The organism is Flavobacterium anhuiense, assembly GCF_004151235.1.
GTDB classification, from domain to species: domain Bacteria; phylum Bacteroidota; class Bacteroidia; order Flavobacteriales; family Flavobacteriaceae; genus Flavobacterium; species Flavobacterium anhuiense_A.
Genome location: NZ_JUIV01000004.1, coordinates 184,109 through 201,923 on the forward strand (window position 1 = coordinate 184,109; position 17,815 = coordinate 201,923).

Sequence of the window (17,815 nt, forward strand, 5' to 3'; positions counted from 1 at the left end):
TCAGACACGGAAGCCATTTTTTATTTTTTCACAATAATTATCCTGTTATAAATAAATCTATAGCTGTTTTAAAGATTTCCCAATTAAATCAAGACATCACGATATTTTAGTTCAGCTTTCTTAACTTTGTACTTCTCAACAAAAAATATCGTTTTGAAAAACATTTTATATAAAAACACCAAAATATCTTTTACAGATTCAGGAAAAGGAAATACAATCGTTTTGCTTCACGGCTTCTTAGAAAACAAAAAAATGTGGGCAGAATATGTTGATTTGTTTTCAGAAAAATACCGTGTCATAACAATAGATCTATTAGGCCATGGAGAATCTGACCCGCTAGGTTACGTTCATGAAATGGAAGATAATGCCAATGCTGTAAATGAAGTCTTGGAAAACCTAAAAATTGAAAAAGCTATTATCGTAGGACATTCTATGGGCGGATATGTTGGCTTGGCTTTCGCCGAATTGTATCCGAAGAAGATCCAAAAATTGGTTTTATTAAATTCAACGTCAAAAGAAGACAGTGCCGAGAAAAAACTAAACAGAACTCGTGCAATTAAAGCCGTAAAACAAAACTATGTTAACTTTATAAGTCTGGCAATTGCAAATTTATTCAGCGAAAATAACAGAACGAGATTGTCTGAAGAAATTGAGAAAGTAAAAATAGAAGCCTTAAAAACGCCATTACAAGGAATTATAGCTTCTCAGGAAGGAATGAAAATTAGAAAAGACAGAGAATGGCTTTTAAAAGAAAATCGTTTTCCTGTTTTATTGATTTTAGGAAAAAAAGATCCTGTTTTAAACTACGAAGAAAGTATTTCTCAAATTGAAGACACCACTGTTGAGTTAATTTCATTTGAAGATGGGCACATGAGTCAAATTGAAAACAAAGAAGAACTAAAAACCGTTTTACTGCATTTCTTTGAATAAAAAGACAACTATTAAAATCGAAAAAGGCCATTTCTAACCGAGGGTTGAAACAGCCTTTTTCTCATTCTTGGGGGCAAAATATCATTATAACTCTGAAAACAATATCTTTTTATATTTAAATAGAGTCAGATTTTCTTAAATTAAGATTTTCTTTATGTAGAATCTACAACTAACTATATAAGAAAACATTAGATTTAATCTAGTTCTTAAAAATAGAATCCATTCTCCTTAGCAACAACCCCATTTTACTCAAATCTTTAGAAAGCAATGCGATGCAATTATCATCTTGACTTTTACTTGCTACAACAATTCCGTCATTATTCTTAATCATAACTTGTTTAAGATCTCCGTTGTTAACATCTTCAGACATTTCAAGACACATCTTTAAAATCATTCCGATCATTGCTGCAACATTTCCGTCGTATTCTAAATTAACAGATTCATTTAAGATGCCATCAATGTTAAAACTCAGCCCAGACTCTGCTCCGGTCTCTTCTACTAGTGTTTGTAAATCAACCATATTATTATTTGTCATGTTTTTGGAAGCATCAAAGATATTTTAATATTGGTAATTGTTCGATAAACACTTGTTAAAAAAAAGATGCAATATAACGTACTGGCACACTTTTATTTATCACATAATTAATCGTATTTATTTGCAAAAAATATGCAAAAAAAATTAACATAAAAAACTAATAATATCAAAAACCTAACATTTTGTTTAACAAATTTTAATTCTAGAATTAACATTTGCAGATTATTACGTTTGACAAAAAGTTTTTATATAGATTTGCAAAAATTTTTACTAAAATGAAAACTGTTGACGAATTACGCTTTGATCTAAATGTAAAACTGGAGAAGTTTAGAAGATTTCGTATTGAAAACGGATATATTAATACCAAAGCTTCTGAGGAAAAATCTAAAAAAGGTTTCTTCAAAAAAATATTTGGTTAAAAACACCTATAAAATTACCGGATTTACCAAGTAACCATTTTCAATAAGTTCTGCTTTCTTACTGATTATGCTTAATTTTCCGTTCTTCAACATTCTTAAATCTGTGGCAATTTCTATTACCTTTTCATAATGATGATCAGTAATAAATATTCCTTTTTCTTTAGAATTTTCTTTAATTAACTTAAATACAATTTCAATCATCTTTGGAGACAAACCGCTAAATGGCTCATCTAATAATACAAATTTTGATTGGTTAAAAAGAATCAATTTAACCTGAAGATATCGCAGTTCTCCAAAAGATAAATTCCTAACCTTTTGATTAAAAAGCGATTTTAAAAAACCATCATCACAAAAAGCGTCTAGTTTTTGTTTATCTATTGATAATCTAATGGCTTTAAAAACTGAAAAATGATTCGGAACAAACTGGTTTTGATGCAAATAACTAATTTCACATATCAATGTAGGTGAATTATGTTTTGAAATTCCATCAATAAAAATACTCTTATCAAAATCGGTTACTATTCCGAATATAATCTTAAATAATGTAGATTTACCAGAGCCATTTCTTCCAAATAAACCCATTATTTGTCCTGTTTGCAATTCCAAATAAATATCCGAAAGCAACAATTTATCATTAAAGCTTTTTTGAATACCACTTATTTTAAGGACATGCTTTTTCAAAAATATTTAAAATGAGATTAGAACTACCAGAAGTAAAAATACAAAAACAAGATTCACTAAGAAACTACAGAACAAAAGTGCCCTCTTTGAAATCCCATTATTCATATAAAATAAGTATTCATCTTTACGGAAAGCCTCTTTAAATCCAATGCTTAATACAAAACCTAGTGTAGCTATCATAAGTAAAAATTGATTAAGCCCTCCGAAAAGAGACACTATAACTGAGAAAGTTAAATTAACAGCCAAAGTAGTTTTATAAAATTCAAATATGTTTCTAAATTTCCTGATAAGATTTCTATATTTTTTCTTCAAAAGGAATGTTAACATCATAAATCTCTCCTAATAAATTAGCAATTTCTTCTAAATATGAATTCAATATTTGAGAAGTAACCAAAACGTTTAAATCTTTCTCTTCTTTAAATCCAAAGGGTAAAAATCCGGATTTTAAGTTTTTAAATGAAATAATACCGACCTCTATCGGAAGTTCTCCTGCCTCTTTCTCATACATGAAAGCATATGCCAAAACCTGAATGATTTTATCATTTTTAAGCTCTTGCGTCAATCCTTCCCAAGTTTTAAGGATAACATTAGACTTTTCAACTTTTCCCGTCTTATAATCGATAATTCTAATTTTCCCGTCTCGGCGTTCAATACGATCGACATTTCCTTTAATCAAAACAGGAAATGGCAGTTTTGGATGAACAAATTCACGCTCAAAAGTCTGCTCTAAAGCAATAATCTGAATCGCTTCATTATTTTTTACCGACTCCACTTCCATTCTGAGAAAATTAGCAACATTTCGCTTAGCCACTTCAAAAGCCAAAAGGTTTCTACCTTTCTTGATTTCACCTTCTTTATAAACCAATTTAAATTGCTTCAAAACTTCATCGTCCAATAATTTAAAACAATTTAGAAGATCCGTCTCAGAAATAAACTTCCCAATAAAAGGTTCATACAACGCTTTTAGGGTTTCGTGAATAATGGTTCCTAAAGTATTCAAAGCAATATTTTCTTCTACTTCTTCTACCTCACGAATTCTCAGTATCTTTTGAAAATAAAACTCAATCGGATTTCGAATATAACTTGTCAATGCAGACGGAGAAAAACCATTTACAGCAATTTCCTTGAGCCTCTCCATCACTAGTCCAGATTTCGGAACAGAAATTGGTTCGTGAGCTGTATTTGGCAACTCGGGATTATAAATATCGAAAGTAATATCATGCTTTGTTTTTTTCTCTACTTCCAATTGCGTAATAAAGCGACTTCGTTCCCCTGCATCCAATCCATCATTTTCTGTGTTATAAATCAAATATATATTTTTAGCCCTTTGCAACAAATGATAAAAATGATAGGTATAAATCGCATCTTTTTCTTTAAAAGTTGGAAGCCCTAGCTCACGCTTTACATCGTATGGAATAAATGAATTCTGCGATTTCCCCGCTGGAAATTTCCCTTCATTCATAGAAGTTATAATAACAGTGTCAAAATCTAAAACACGACTTTCTAAAACCCCCATAATCTGCAAACCACGCAATGGTTCTCCTTCAAAGGACACTTCTGCCAAATCTATAATTTGTTTGTAAATAGAATGAAGAGTTTCTATATTATCAATATGCTGATGTTTCGAATAATAATTTATCAGTTTATTAATTACTTTAAAAACACCATAAACAAAAGCTTTAGCAATCTTTTCTTCTTCGTTGTCATTGCTAAAATGTTCTTTAATTTCAATTAACAAAGCTGAAATATTCTTTAGGACAGCTACAGAACCATTTTCCCATTTTTCAAACAGCAAATTAAAAAAAAGTGAAGGCTCAGGATGAAGCTCTAAAATTTTATGATGTGTAATAAAAGTATAATTATTCTCTTTAATAATTCTTACCAATCTTTGCGCCTTTGCATAAGGCTCAACCAAGGGGTGTGTTAAAATATCAAGTACATCTTTGTAATAAAAAACATAACTACCGCCCTTTCTAGAAAGCGCATTAGTATGCATTTTAAACAACTTAGCTACAAATATTTGTGATGGGTTATTCTTTCCCGAATATCCCATAGTAATATTTAATGCACCGACTGACGCAGGAAGCGAATATAAAACTGGAACTAATAAGTTTTCTTCGCCAAGCACAAGCGCAACTTTATCTAGTGAAGCATTAGGATTTTGATCTATTAAATTTTCAATAATACTACCCGCTAATTTTGCCTGACCAATTGTTTTTGGAGTGCCTATAACTTGAATATTTTTTGATTGCGAAAAATCATCCACAATCCATTCAAAAATATTTGACTTATAATATTTCCAACTTTCTTTAAATCTTCTTAAAAAAAGCCCAGCGTCATGATAGGGATCATTTAGAAAAGCTTGATCTGCATCCCAATAAATTTTCGCCTGATCCAAAGCTAGCAAATGCTGCACTATTTTCTCTTCAGCAGCATTCAAAGCATTAAATCCTGCAAAAATAAAAGTGCGATTTCCAATCGTATTTGAAAAATGATTGAGATTATTCACCGCTTCTCTATAAATTAAACCTTGATACCCAATCGATTTAAACAACAAATGATTGTACAATGAGTCGTAATAAACAGGAAGCAATTTCCAAAAGTCAATATAATTCTCTAAGAGTTTTGTTTTTTGATCTACTTCAAGTCCCCATTTTTTTATGTCTTCAATATCTTTTAAATAAGACAGAACATGTGAAGGATCTAAGAGATACCTGTCGATTTCATTAAAATCCTGCAAAAGGGTTTTGGCCCAATTAGCAAATAACTCAAAAGACTGTTGATGCTTCTTTTCTGTAATAGACAAATAAACTTCATAAAACTCAAATAAAAGCTCTATCGAATCAACTGCACGAATTGAAGCGACATCTTGAACAAAATCCTCTATGCTTGTAATTTCTGGAGCAATAATAGTCTTTGAAGTCTCTTTTTTAAGCGCTTCAATCAGAAAAACTTTTGCCCTTTTATTAGGAAGTATTATTGTTATATCAGAAAGTTTCTCTGCAAAATTCTGAATTACGACAGACGCAATTTTCTGAAGAAAAGAATCATTTACCATAGTATAAAAATAAAAAAAGCCATTCAATTAAGAATGGCTTTTCTTGTTTATTTAGAAAACTAATTATAGTTTACCTTGGTATTTAGAACCAATGTGTCTAATTTCAGTTCTTCTGTTTTGAGCTTTACCTGCAGCAGTTTTGTTACTTGCAACTGGTTGGCTAGAACCAAATCCTTTATACTCTAAGTTTTCTGGATTAACACCTCTTTGGATTAAAGCATCCATTACAGCTTTAGCTCTATCCTCAGAAAGTTTTTGGTTCAATTTAGCAGAACCTGTACTATCAGTGTGTCCTTCAATAGAGAATTTCGCGTTTGGATAGTTTTTAAGGATTTCTTTAATAGCGTCTAATCTAGCTGGAGTTTCTTTATCACCAGTTTTGAAAGTAGCTTTTCCTGAGTTGAAGTATACCGCTCTAGCTTGAACTTTAAGATCTTCTAACGCCTCAGAAGTAACTTCTGGACATCCTCTGTTGCTAGCTGGACCATAAACTGTTGGACAGTCATCATCTTTATCAGCAACACCATCTTTATCAGCATCTAAGAATGGGCAACCACCATTTTCTTTTGGACCAGCAACTGTAGGACATTTATCGTCTTTATCAGCGATTCCGTCACCGTCAGTATCAGGACAACCTTTTAAAGCAGCTAAACCAGCAACATCTGGACAAGCGTCATCTTTATCAGCAATTCCGTCTCCGTCTGTATCAGGACATCCGTTTAATGCAGCTAAACCAAATACATCTGGACAAGCGTCAGAAGCATCAACGATTCCGTCACCGTCAGTATCAGGACATCCGTTGAATTGTTTTAAACCTGCAACATCTGGACAAGCATCATCTTTGTCATAGATTCCGTCTCCGTCAGTATCTTTACCTCCGAATTTGAAAACTAAACCTGCAGTGTGTTGGAAGTGAGATGGAGCATCTGGAACACCATTTGCATCTTGTCTATCTCCACTAACAGCCCATTTGTATCTTGTAGCAAGCTCAAGACCAATAGCATCTGTAAACCAGAAAGTAACACCAGCACCTGGGTTAACAGTTCCATAGCTACTATCTCCGAAGAAAGTGTAACCTCCACCAACTGATAACGAAGGATCAACTACTTTAGATTTAATCAACTCTTGGAAGCTATATTTGATACTAGCATCGATTCCGTAGTACATTAAATCACCAGGATTAGTTACAACGTTACCTCTGTTGTCATGACCTGCAGCAGTTGGGTTAAAAGTAACATATTTATCAATTTTGTTTACAGATCCTTGTAAACCAACTGAGAAACCATGTCCCACATATCTATTTACTCCAATGTAAGATAGAGATGGAAGAATATTCCAGTTATCTTTTACAGCGAATGGCTGAGAAAAGTGTTGGTCAAAGAAACCATGACCAGCACCTGAACTTGTTCTAGTATCCACAGCATTAACCCCGAAAGAGATCGCCCATGGATTGTTACTGTCTTGCGCGTGAGAACTTAAACCCATCGCCATCAATACAGCAACTAAAAGTTTGTTAAGATGTTTCATACTTAATTTTTTTAATTACAATTTAGTTAATTACAAGCAAAAGTAACACCAAATTTTTTAAATACAAAATGAAATGTTAAAAAAAACCTACAAAAATTTAACCAAAGTGGTAATTATATAACTTTTAACATTTTACCGACAACTGTGAAGGCATTTATAGCCTTATCAAGGTGCTCTTTTTCATGTGCGGCAGATAGCTGAACACGAATTCTTGCCTTTTCTTTTGGAACTACCGGAAAGAAAAATCCAATGACATAAATTCCTTGCTTCAAAAGTTCGTTTGCCATGGTTTGAGATAGTTTGGCATCATATAACATAACAGGAACAATTGCAGAATCTCCATCAATAATATCAAAACCTGCTTTTTTCATACCTTCTTTAAAGTAATTGGTATTCCATTCTAGTTTATCACGAAGCGCTGTATCTTTTTCCAATAATTCAAACACTTTTATTGAAGCCCCAACAATTGCAGGAGCTAATGAATTTGAAAACAAATAAGGTCTAGATCTCTGACGTAACAATTCTATTATTTCTTTTTTAGCAGTAGTGTAACCTCCCATAGCACCTCCTAAAGCTTTTCCAAGAGTTCCGGTAATAATATCCACTCTTCCCATTACTCCTTTTGCCTCAAGAGTTCCTTTTCCTGTAGCTCCGATAAAACCAGCCGCATGACATTCGTCTACCATTACCATTGCATCATATTTATCAGCCAAGTCGCAAATTTTGTCTAATGGCGCCACTAAACCATCCATAGAAAAAACCCCATCGGTTACGATCAATTTAAAGCGAGCTCCAGCCTCATTGGCTTTGACCAACTGCTGCTCCAGATCTTCCATATTATTATTTTCATAACGATAACGAGCCGCTTTACATAAACGAACCCCATCAATAATAGAAGCATGATTTAGACTGTCTGAAATAATCGCATCGTTCTCTCCTAATAAAGGCTCAAAAACTCCACCGTTTGCATCAAAAGCGGCAGCATATAAAATGGTATCTTCTGTACCGTAAAAATCAGCAATCTTTTTTTCTAATATTTTATGGATATCCTGTGTTCCGCAAATGAAACGCACAGATGACATTCCGAAACCATGTGTATCCATGGCATCTTTTGCTGCCTGCACTACTTCTGGATGCGAAGAAAGCCCTAAATAATTATTTGCACAAAAATTCAATACTCTTTCTCCAGTCGAAATTGTGATCTCAGCACCTTGAGGAGAGGTAATAATTCTCTCCTTTTTAAAAATTCCATTTTCTTCAATCGTCTGCAATTCTTTTTGCAGATGTTCTTTTATTTTACCGTACATTTTTTATTTATTTAAAACGTTAAAAATTAACAACTTAACCAAAATTTAGCTTCGTTTTTTCTTTAACACCTGATTAATTTTTTCACAAATTTACTACTTCAATTTCCTCTCCTATATATACAAGAGCTTTTTTTAACACTGAATATCCCAAATCTTCAATTGCATCTTGATACTCCTTAATTTGTTGCTGGTATTTAGCATTTGATGCTCCAGTTTTATAATCCAGCAAATAAGCCTCTTTGTTTTCCAAAAATACAATTCGATCAGGCTTTAAAATTCTCCCTTCTTTCTGAACAATTGTTTGTTCGTTTAATACAGTATGATTTCCATTAAAACAAACACTAAGTTCTGGATGATTCACAATCTCTTTCAAAGTCTGCGAAACTTGATCTACTTGATCAAAAGTTATCAATCCATTTTCAAGCGCTTTTGTTACGGCCAAATCAACATCTGATTTATCTTTAACAAAAGCCAAAATCTCATGAATAACATTTCCATACGATATTGCTTCCTGCTGATGCGTTCCCCACATTAGGGCCTCACGTTGTGCAATTTTTATGTTTTTGGAATTCAAAACGTCTCTCACTATTGGAATTGATTTAACTGTATCAACCATTTTGGTGGCTTTTGAAAGTCTTATTTTATTTCCAAACTCATAATTCACTTTTCCTTCATCATAAACCCCTTCATTAATTAAAAATTTAATAAAAAAGGACGCCATGTTATTTGGATATTCGCCATCACTTTTAGCCTTTAGAGATTGCGAAATCACGTAAAGCTGTTCTTCAGCACGAGTCAGAGCAACATAGAGCACATTTATATTATCCAAAAGCTCTTCTTGTTTTTTCAAATTAAAAACTGCCGATGCACTTTCTCCAAAACTTTCAACCGCACTGCTATTATCAACTAATGCTTTTGGAACTCCCAAATCTATTTCCTCCGTATCGAGCCACAATTTATCTTTTGGCTTTCGGTTATAATCTTCATCAGCAAAAGGCATAATTACAACTGGAAATTCTAACCCTTTCGATTTATGAATGGTCATAATTCGAACTGCATTATTTCCCTCTGGCGATGGAATGCTAAACTTATGCGAATTTTTATCCCAGAAAACTAAAAAATCTGCAACTCCTGCTTGGTTTCTAATATCTCTTTCCAAAACAATATCCAGAAAAAACTGAACATAAGCATTTCCTTCTGATGGAAGAATAAATTTAGAGATGATAATTTCGACCGCTTCATACAAAGATTTTTTCCGAACATCTTCAAAAGAAAAAGAAACATCAAATGTTAAAAGCCACTCTTCAAATTCTTTTTCAAATCGATGATTCATTCCCATAGCAATAAAATCATGAATAGGCATCAACAAATCTTTCGTTGAAGCCAAGAAATGCAAAACATTAGCTTTCGATTCTAAGTCCGAACTATTATTTAAATACCTAAGAAGATGAATTATAAGACGAACTTCTGACGCATTTTGAATCATCAAAGTTTCTGAAGATAGCAGAGGAACTCCCTGTTCTGTCAAATAGTTTGCTATTGCAATTCCTTGATCTCTTTTTCTAGTCAGAATCACAATATCTTTATACTCAAAACCTTGCTTAATTACTTCTTGAATTGTATTCAAAGTTGCCAAAACATACAAATCTGATTTTTCCAAAACATCATCTTCATGACCATAATCATTTTTATCGACAATTGGAAGAAATGAAATATTCACATAACCGCCTTTTTTGGAATTGATATTTTGAAAGCTATGATTTTCATACAAATCTTTGTAATCTTCATTTGAAAATTCATTCGATATCAATTTAAAAAAAGCATTATTAAACTCAATAATTTCACTGTAACTACGATAATTTGTGTTTAAATGTTTAAGTTGCTTATCTGGATTATTAAACGGATTTACATCTTTACTTAATTCTATAAATTGCTCAGCTTTACCACCACGCCAACGATAAATTGACTGTTTCGGATCTCCAACAATCATCAATGTACCTTTATTTCCCAGATCATCTAAACCAGAAAGCGAATTATCAATCAGCGGAATCAAGTTCTGCCATTGCATTTCTGAAGTATCTTGAAATTCATCAATAAAGAAATTGCGATAACGCTCGCCCAAACGTTCATAAATAAAAGGCGCCGGCTGATTCTGAATTTCGCGGTGAATTATCGCATTGAATTCTGAAATCGATAAGATATTTTGTTCCGATTGAATTTTTGCCAACTCATTACTTACTGTATTTAGTAATGAAAGGGGAGTAATATTTTTTAAAAAGGCTTTATAAAAATCTCTTTTTTCGAAATTCTGATAAACCTCTTTCAATATTTGAAGCAATTCTGGAATAATATTTTCAATTAAAGCTCGGTCTTTTGCTGTTTTGTTAATCGCAATATCATCAAACTCATGAAAAGTTTTATTTTTCGGATTAAACTTCCCTTCCTTAATACTTTGCAAATGATTTGGAAAAGTTCCTCTTGAAAATGATTTCGGATCAATTCCGTTTTTATCAATCAATTCAATTGCTTTTACTGCAAGACTTTCGTTGACATCTTCCAACTCTTTACAAAGTGCCTGCATTTTCTTTTTAATCTCTACAAACTCTTCAATTGTTTTATTCTGAAAATGAAGAATTTCATTTCGATTATTTTCATTCAAAACCAATCTTCCAGTATCGAGAATTTCGCGTGAAACATCCCAACTTTTGTCATCATCAGTTTTTTCCATTGTAAAATCGATGAGCAGCCTGGTCAATGTTTCGTCTTCACCCGCTTGCGCAATTATGGCATCAACAGCTTCAACCAATAAATTTTCGGTGTCCAGAGTAACCTCAAAAGTCATCGGAAGATTTAAATCATGCGCAAAAGCACGGATAACTTTATGGGTAAATTTATCAATGGTAGAAATATCAAAAGCAGCATAATTATGAATTAAGTGCTTAATGATTTGTTGCGATTTGGTTTTGATTTTAATAATTGAAAGTCCTGTATCGCGCGACAAGTCTTCCATCAAATCCACCGCTTTTGGTGACGGATCGTCTTTTGCAAATTCAGACAGATTTCCAACAATACGGCTTTTCATTTCGTGAACCGCTTTGTTGGTAAAGGTAATGGCTAAAATATTTCGGTATGCATCGTTTTTTGGCGAAGAAAGAATAATTTTCAAATATTCTTTTACCAATGTATACGTCTTTCCTGATCCCGCAGAAGCATCATAAATGGAAAAAGACGGACTTTGCATAGTTTGATTTTTTTGTATTGTAAAAATAATACAAAATATTCAACCCTCAATAATGAAAAATTCCAAATTCCAATATCTTTTTGTTGCGAATGCTATAAATATTGGGATTTGGAATTTTGAAAATATTGGAATTTCTGAAATTTATTAATGTTTTGGAAAAGCTCTTCGATTGAAAACCAAAAGTATTCCTACACCTGTAGAAATTGCCACATCGGCTACATTGAAAATAGCATTAAAGAAAGCAAAATGTTTACCCCCAAATAGTGGAAGCCACTCTGGAAGGTTTCCTTCCCAAATAGGAAAATAAAACATATCTACAACCAAACCATGAAACCAAGTTCCATATGGCGCTGGAGAAAAAATTGTCGCAAGATTATGGGTACTATCATCAAAAATAACTCCGTAGAAAACAGAATCGATAATATTTCCTGCCGCTCCAGCAAAGATTAATGCAATAGCAACTATTAAATAAGTAGAATAACGTTTTTTTATCGAATCAGAAAGCCACCAGCCAATTCCGAAAACAGCAAAAATTCTGAATACTGTCAGAATTAATTTTCCATACTCCCCAGGTATTTTTGTTCCCCACGCCATTCCTTCATTTTCAATAAAATGAATTCTAAACCAATCAGCAATTACAACTTCTTCACCAAGGATGAAATTTGTTTTGACATAGATTTTAGAAAGCTGATCAACAATTAAAACTAAGAATATAAGGAAATACGCTTTTCGTAATGACATTTTATGATTTTTTGATGGGCAAAAATAACAATTAAATCAAAAAAAACGCTCCTAATGGAGCGTTAATTCTTTTCTAACAAACTAAACAAGTTTATATGCTAATCTAAACCTGATAAAGTTTACTTCTTTACAGCAGCTTTTGCTGGTGTTTTTGGACTGTCGGAGAAGAAATCTGAAATTGATTTAAAAATTCCTTTACTCTCTTTTCCGGCAGCCAGCTTCTTAGCTTCTCCCTTCTTTACATCTGCTTTAAATTTAACGCGCAGTTTTTCAAATTCTTTCATTCTGCGTTCTACATCAGAGTTTACTTCTTTGAATTTCAGTACTTTAGCCATAATGTAAGTTTTTCGTAGTAAATAATTTAAATTATTACTGATTTGGTACTGCAATGATACATAATTTAATTTATATTTGTTAATAAAAATTAACACTTGTTTAGGATAAATACAAATTAATTTTTAAAACCAAATACCAAATAAACTGAATTTAACATTCCTCCCAAAATCCTACAAATTATGAATGAAATCACTACTACTTTAAATGACTTTCTTGTTAGCACCAAATCTACTGCTGCATTAATTTTGAACGGAAAAGGAAAACTTATCACTTCCTTAAATCTTGACTACGGCGACAGCATTGCCGCGATGAGCGCTGCCATTTTATCCATGAGCGAAAAATTCTTAATTGATTTAGAAAAGGGTGCTTTAAAGCAATTGTATCTAAAAAGCGCTGAAGGTGTAATTGTCGGAAACAAAATAAGTGGCTCTAACTTTATTGTTGCTTTTTCTAAAGAAGGGAGCAACTTAGCATTATTAATGCGTTCTACAGAAGAAGTTTCCGCAGAATTAAGCAAAAATTCCCTATTGAAATAACCATAAAATTCTATTAACAATTTAACCCTAATGAACTATGAGCAATGATTTTTTAAACGTATTTTTAAGCGAAATGAAAAGTAACGTAAACGGCTTTATCGCTGTAGCAGTAACAGAAATTGAATCTGGATTAAGCTTTGGAAATTTAACAATCGACCCTAGCTTTGATCCCGAACTTGCAGCGGCTTATAATCTTGAAGTTGTAAAAGCAAAACTGAATGCAGTAAAAGCCCTAGGCTTAAACCAGGATATTGAAGACATTTTGATTACATTATCTAATCAGATTCACATTATCGACATTTCTCCTAACAAAAAATTCATGATCTATCTTGCAGCTGACGCCTCAAAAGCAAATTTAGGCATGACAAGAGCTATTTTAAGAAAACACAAAGCTGATGTTGAAAAGAATCTAGCATAACATTTTTACTTTAAAAAAAACCGCCTCTAATCAAGGCGTTTTTTTTTTGGCCTATTCTTAAAAAATCTTAAGTAATTCTACCCGTTTTATTCTTACAAAAAAAGTCGTCTTTGAAATTAATTTATTTTGATTAATTATAAATAATTTCTTTCAATACGCCATTTCCCCAGTAAACTAGAACGTTAACAAATATTAAACAAAAAAAACGCCCCTTAAAAAGGAGCGTTTTTCTATTTAGAAGATATATCTTTAAAATTTATCTCTGCAAGTTTTTAGCTTCGATACTCATTGTTGCATGAGGGACGATTTTAAGCCTTTCTTTGCTAATTAATTTACCTGTTACTTTGCAGATACCGTATGTTTTATTTTCAACACGGAATAAAGCATTTTTTAAGTCACGAATGAATTTTTCTTGTCTGATAGCCAACTGAGAGTTCGCCTCTTTTGACATGGTCTCACTTCCTTCTTCAAAAGCTTTAAAAGTTGGAGAAGTATCGTCAGTTCCGTTATTCAAATCGTTCATATAAGCACTTTTGATCAAATCAAGATCTTCTTGTGCTTTTTTAATTTTTGCTTGGATTATCTCTTTGAACTCTGCTAAATCTGCGTCTGAGTATCTAATAATTTCATCTATCATTTTCTACTATTTTGAAATTAATATAATGGTTCTAATGTCATCAAACTCAATTTCTGTGCCGTTTTCTAACGTGTCAGCAAAAACCAGTTCGTCTGTTAATGTTTCTGACTTAATATAGTCTTCATTTTTTGAAACCGCATCTTCTAAAATACCGTCTCTCTTTATTTGAACTTTAATCTTATCCGTAACCTCAAATCCTGAATCTTTACGGATGTTTTGTATTCTATTTACTAATTCTCTGGCGATACCTTCATTTTTCAATTCTTCGGTAAGTGTAATGTCAAGCGCAACTGTTATTCCGTTTGAATTTGCAACTAACCATCCTTCGATATCTTGTGATGTAATTTCTACATCTTCTAATGATAAAGTTACACTATTTCCTGCAATAACAATATCTAGCGTTCCTTGCTTGTCCAGCTGATTGATTTGTTCTGCAGAAAAACCTTGTATCTCCTTAGAAATCAAGCCCATGTCTTTTCCAAAACGTGGTCCAAGAGCCTTAAAATTAGGCTTGATCTGTTTTACCAAAATACCCGAAGCATCGTCTAAAAGTTCGATTTCTTTAACATTTACCTCAGCTTTTACAAGGTCAGAAATCGCTTCAATTTCAGCACGCTGATTGTCGTCAAGTACCGGAATCATTACCTTTTGCAGAGGTTGACGAACTTTAATCATCTCTTTTTTACGTAGTGATAAAACTAAAGAAGAGATGGTTTGCGCCTTCTGCATTTTGCTTTCCAACGTTTTATTAACAAAGTTTTCGACAAATTTTGGGAATTCAGCCAAGTGAACACTAGCAAAATCCTCGGTTCCCGTAGATGACGTTAAATCTCTGTACAATTTATCCATAAAAAATGGAGCTACTGGAGCGCTCAATTTGCTTATAGTCAATAAACAAGTATAAAGCGTTTGGTAAGCTGCAATTTTATCTTTTGCATATTCCCCTTTCCAGAAACGACGACGGCATAAACGAACGTACCAGTTACTTAAGTTTTCCTGAACGAAGTCAGAAATTGCTCTAGTTGCTTTTGTTGGCTCATAATCTTCGTAGCATTCATCAACAAATTTGATTAACGAATGTAATTCAGAAATAATCCACTGATCGATTTCTGGTCTTTCGTTTAACGGAATTTCAGCTTCAGCATATTTAAATCCGTCGATGTTAGCATATAACGAGAAGAATGAATAGGTATTGTAAAGCGTTCCGAAGAATTTACGTTTCACCTCAGCAATTCCTTCAAGGTCAAACTTCAAGTTATCCCACGGATTTGCATTCATAATCATATACCAGCGCGTAGCATCTGGGCCGTTTTCTGCAATGGTTTTAAATGGGTCTATCGTATTTCCTTTACTCTTAGACATTTTAATTCCGTTTTTATCCAAAACAAGACCATTTGAAACTACGTTTTTATATGCAATTTTATCAAAAACTAAAGTTCCGATAGCGTGCAAGGTATAAAACCATCCACGTGTCTGGTCTACTCCTTCGGCAATGAAATTCGCTGGAAAATCTTTATTTCCGTCAATTTTGTCTTTGTTTTCAAAAGGATAGTGCCATTGTGCATAAGGCATTGCTCCAGAATCGAACCAAACGTCAATTAGATCACTTTCGCGCTTCATTGGTTTTCCAGAAGCCGAAACCAAAGTGATAGCATCAACAACATTTTTATGCAAATCGATTAAATCGTAATTTGATTCAGACATATTTCCGATTTCAAATCCTTTAAACGGATTTTCTTTTTGGAAACCTGCTTCGATTGATTTTTCGATTGCATTGTACAATTCTTCAACAGAACCGATAATAACTTCTTCCGTTTTATCTTCTGTTCTCCAAATTGGCAACGGAATACCCCAATATCTAGAACGAGATAAGTTCCAATCATTAGCATTTTTAAGCCAATTTCCAAAACGTCCTTCACCAGTAGATTTAGGTTTCCAATTGATAGTTTCGTTCAGGTCGAACATTCTATCTTTTACATCGGTTACTTTGATGAACCATGAATCTAGAGGATAGTATAATAACGGCTCATCTGTTCTCCAGCTGTGTGGATAACTGTGCACGTATTTTTCAACTTTAAAAGCTTTGTTTTCTTCTTTCAGACGAATAGCGATTTCAACATCTACAGATTTCTCTGGAACTTGTCCTGCATCGTAATATTCGTTTTTAACATATTTACCAGCTAAATCACCTACATGAGAAGTGAATTTTCCTTGTAAGTCAACCAAAGGCACTGCAGTTCCGTTTTCGTCTAAAACTAACATTGGCGGAACTTCTGGTTTTGCTTCTTTTGCTACTTTAGCATCATCTGCACCAAAAGTCGGCGCTGTATGCACGATTCCTGTCCCGTCTTCTGTTGTAACGAAATCTCCAGAAATTACTCTAAACGCATTTTCAGCATTTTGGTACGGCAATACGTAAGGCAATAATTGTTCGTAACGGATTTCTACTAAATCTGCTCCTTTTGCTTCAGTTAAGATTTTGTATGGAAGTTTTTTGTCGCCATTTTTCACATTGTCAAAATCAGCGTCATCTTCACTTACAAAATATCCTTTTCCGAATTGTTTTCCAACTAAGTTTTTAGCCAAAATCACATTGATTGGCTCAAAAGTATATTGATTGAAAGTTTTTACTAAAACATAATCGATTTTTGGACCAACTGTCAAAGCGGTATTTGACGGAAGCGTCCAAGGAGTTGTCGTCCAAGCTAAAATGTGAATATCTCCAAAACCTTGCAAAAAGCTCGGAAGCGTTTCTGGCAAAGTTTTGAATTGCGCTACGATTGTAGTATCGGTAACATCACGATAAGCGCCAGGCTGATTAACTTCGTGAGAAGACAATCCTGTTCCTGCTTTTGGAGAGTAAGGCTGAATTGTGTATCCTTTGTACAACAAACCTTTATCATAGATTTGTTTCAAAAGCCACCAAACAGATTCCATATATTTTGGTTTATAAGTCACATATGGATCTTCCATATCAACCCAATACCCCATTTTTTCGGTCAAATCATTCCATACGTCAGTATAACGCATAACGGTTTTTTTACACGCTTCGTTATATTCTTCGATCGAAATTGTTTTACCAATATCTTCTTTTGTAATTCCTAATTCTTTTTCGGTACCTAATTCTACAGGCAAACCGTGAGTATCCCATCCGGCTTTTCTTTTTACCTGAAAACCTTTCTGAGTTTTATATCTGCAAAAAATATCTTTAATCGCACGTGCCATTACGTGGTGAATTCCAGGTAATCCGTTTGCTGAAGGCGGGCCTTCAAAAAATACGAAAGGTTCGGCACCTTCGCGAGTTGTCACACTCTTTTCAAATATATTTTCTTTCTTCCAAAAATCAAGAACTTCAGACGCTACAGTTGGTAAGTCAAGTCCTTTGTATTCAGTAAATTTTGTACTCATTTTATCCTTTTCTTAAACGAGGTGCGAAAGTAAGGAATTTT

The 17,815-nt window shown here is 33.2% G+C and carries 14 protein-coding genes; 4 read left to right on the forward strand and 10 right to left on the reverse strand.

Annotated elements, in window-relative coordinates:
- The first annotated feature begins 153 nt into the window (after positions 1 to 153).
- Positions 154 to 930: an alpha/beta fold hydrolase gene (locus NU08_RS08075; RefSeq protein ID WP_129746632.1), complete on the forward strand. Its 777-nt coding sequence runs from the start codon at positions 154 to 156 to the stop codon at positions 928 to 930.
- Positions 931 to 1,129: 199 nt separating this feature from the next.
- Here NU08_RS08075 and NU08_RS08080 read toward each other — a convergent pair whose 3' ends face one another.
- Positions 1,130 to 1,465 carry a hypothetical protein gene (locus NU08_RS08080; RefSeq protein WP_242502509.1) on the reverse strand — a complete coding sequence of 112 codons (336 nt, stop codon included), beginning with the start codon at positions 1,463 to 1,465 and terminating at the stop codon, positions 1,130 to 1,132.
- 275 nt (positions 1,466 to 1,740) lie between these two features.
- Here NU08_RS08080 and NU08_RS22295 point away from each other — a divergent pair, with 275 nt between their 5' ends.
- Positions 1,741 to 1,884, forward strand: a complete 144-nt coding sequence (locus NU08_RS22295) for a hypothetical protein (RefSeq protein WP_165352435.1) — start codon at positions 1,741 to 1,743, stop codon at positions 1,882 to 1,884.
- A 6-nt stretch (positions 1,885 to 1,890) separates the two neighbouring features.
- On the opposite strand, the gene NU08_RS08085 is transcribed toward NU08_RS22295, so the two are convergent.
- The 7 genes from NU08_RS08085 to NU08_RS08115 form a co-directional block, all read right to left on the reverse strand.
- Positions 1,891 to 2,565 carry an ATP-binding cassette domain-containing protein gene (locus tag NU08_RS08085; protein WP_129746633.1) on the reverse strand — a complete coding sequence of 225 codons (675 nt, stop codon included), beginning with the start codon at positions 2,563 to 2,565 and terminating at the stop codon, positions 1,891 to 1,893.
- Positions 2,566 to 2,860: 295 nt separating this feature from the next.
- Positions 2,861 to 5,623, reverse strand: coding sequence for a PD-(D/E)XK nuclease family protein (locus NU08_RS08090; protein ID WP_129746634.1), 2,763 nt, complete (start codon positions 5,621 to 5,623; stop codon positions 2,861 to 2,863).
- Positions 5,624 to 5,686: 63 nt separating this feature from the next.
- The gene (locus NU08_RS08095) at positions 5,687 to 7,150 is read right to left on the reverse strand and encodes an OmpA family protein (RefSeq protein ID WP_129746635.1); all 1,464 of its coding nucleotides are present in this window, start codon (positions 7,148 to 7,150) and stop codon (positions 5,687 to 5,689) included.
- A 113-nt stretch (positions 7,151 to 7,263) separates the two neighbouring features.
- Positions 7,264 to 8,457, reverse strand: a complete 1,194-nt coding sequence (kbl, locus tag NU08_RS08100) for a glycine C-acetyltransferase (RefSeq protein ID WP_129746636.1) — start codon at positions 8,455 to 8,457, stop codon at positions 7,264 to 7,266.
- Positions 8,458 to 8,539: 82 nt separating this feature from the next.
- The gene (locus NU08_RS08105) at positions 8,540 to 11,698 is read right to left on the reverse strand and encodes a UvrD-helicase domain-containing protein (protein WP_129746637.1); all 3,159 of its coding nucleotides are present in this window, start codon (positions 11,696 to 11,698) and stop codon (positions 8,540 to 8,542) included.
- A gap of 144 nt (positions 11,699 to 11,842) precedes the next feature.
- Positions 11,843 to 12,439, reverse strand: a complete 597-nt coding sequence (locus tag NU08_RS08110) for a lipoprotein signal peptidase (protein WP_129746638.1) — start codon at positions 12,437 to 12,439, stop codon at positions 11,843 to 11,845.
- A 119-nt stretch (positions 12,440 to 12,558) separates the two neighbouring features.
- Positions 12,559 to 12,774, reverse strand: a complete 216-nt coding sequence (locus NU08_RS08115; RefSeq protein ID WP_129746639.1) for a hypothetical protein — start codon at positions 12,772 to 12,774, stop codon at positions 12,559 to 12,561.
- A 180-nt stretch (positions 12,775 to 12,954) separates the two neighbouring features.
- On the opposite strand from NU08_RS08115, the gene NU08_RS08120 reads away from it, so the two are divergent.
- Together NU08_RS08120 and NU08_RS08125 are read left to right on the forward strand one after the other, a co-directional pair.
- The gene (locus tag NU08_RS08120; protein ID WP_129746640.1) at positions 12,955 to 13,311 is read left to right on the forward strand and encodes a roadblock/LC7 domain-containing protein; all 357 of its coding nucleotides are present in this window, start codon (positions 12,955 to 12,957) and stop codon (positions 13,309 to 13,311) included.
- Between the two features lie 37 nt (positions 13,312 to 13,348).
- Positions 13,349 to 13,729, forward strand: coding sequence for a hypothetical protein (locus NU08_RS08125; RefSeq protein ID WP_129746641.1), 381 nt, complete (start codon positions 13,349 to 13,351; stop codon positions 13,727 to 13,729).
- Positions 13,730 to 13,985: 256 nt separating this feature from the next.
- Here the strand turns inward: NU08_RS08125 and NU08_RS08130 are convergent, their stop codons facing one another.
- Positions 13,986 to 14,366 (reverse strand): TraR/DksA family transcriptional regulator, encoded by a 381-nt coding sequence (locus tag NU08_RS08130; RefSeq protein WP_008465297.1) that lies wholly within the window; start codon positions 14,364 to 14,366, stop codon positions 13,986 to 13,988.
- Positions 14,367 to 14,372: 6 nt separating this feature from the next.
- Positions 14,373 to 17,774, reverse strand: a complete 3,402-nt coding sequence (ileS, locus tag NU08_RS08135; RefSeq protein ID WP_129746642.1) for an isoleucine--tRNA ligase — start codon at positions 17,772 to 17,774, stop codon at positions 14,373 to 14,375.
- Positions 17,775 to 17,815 lie beyond the last annotated feature (41 nt).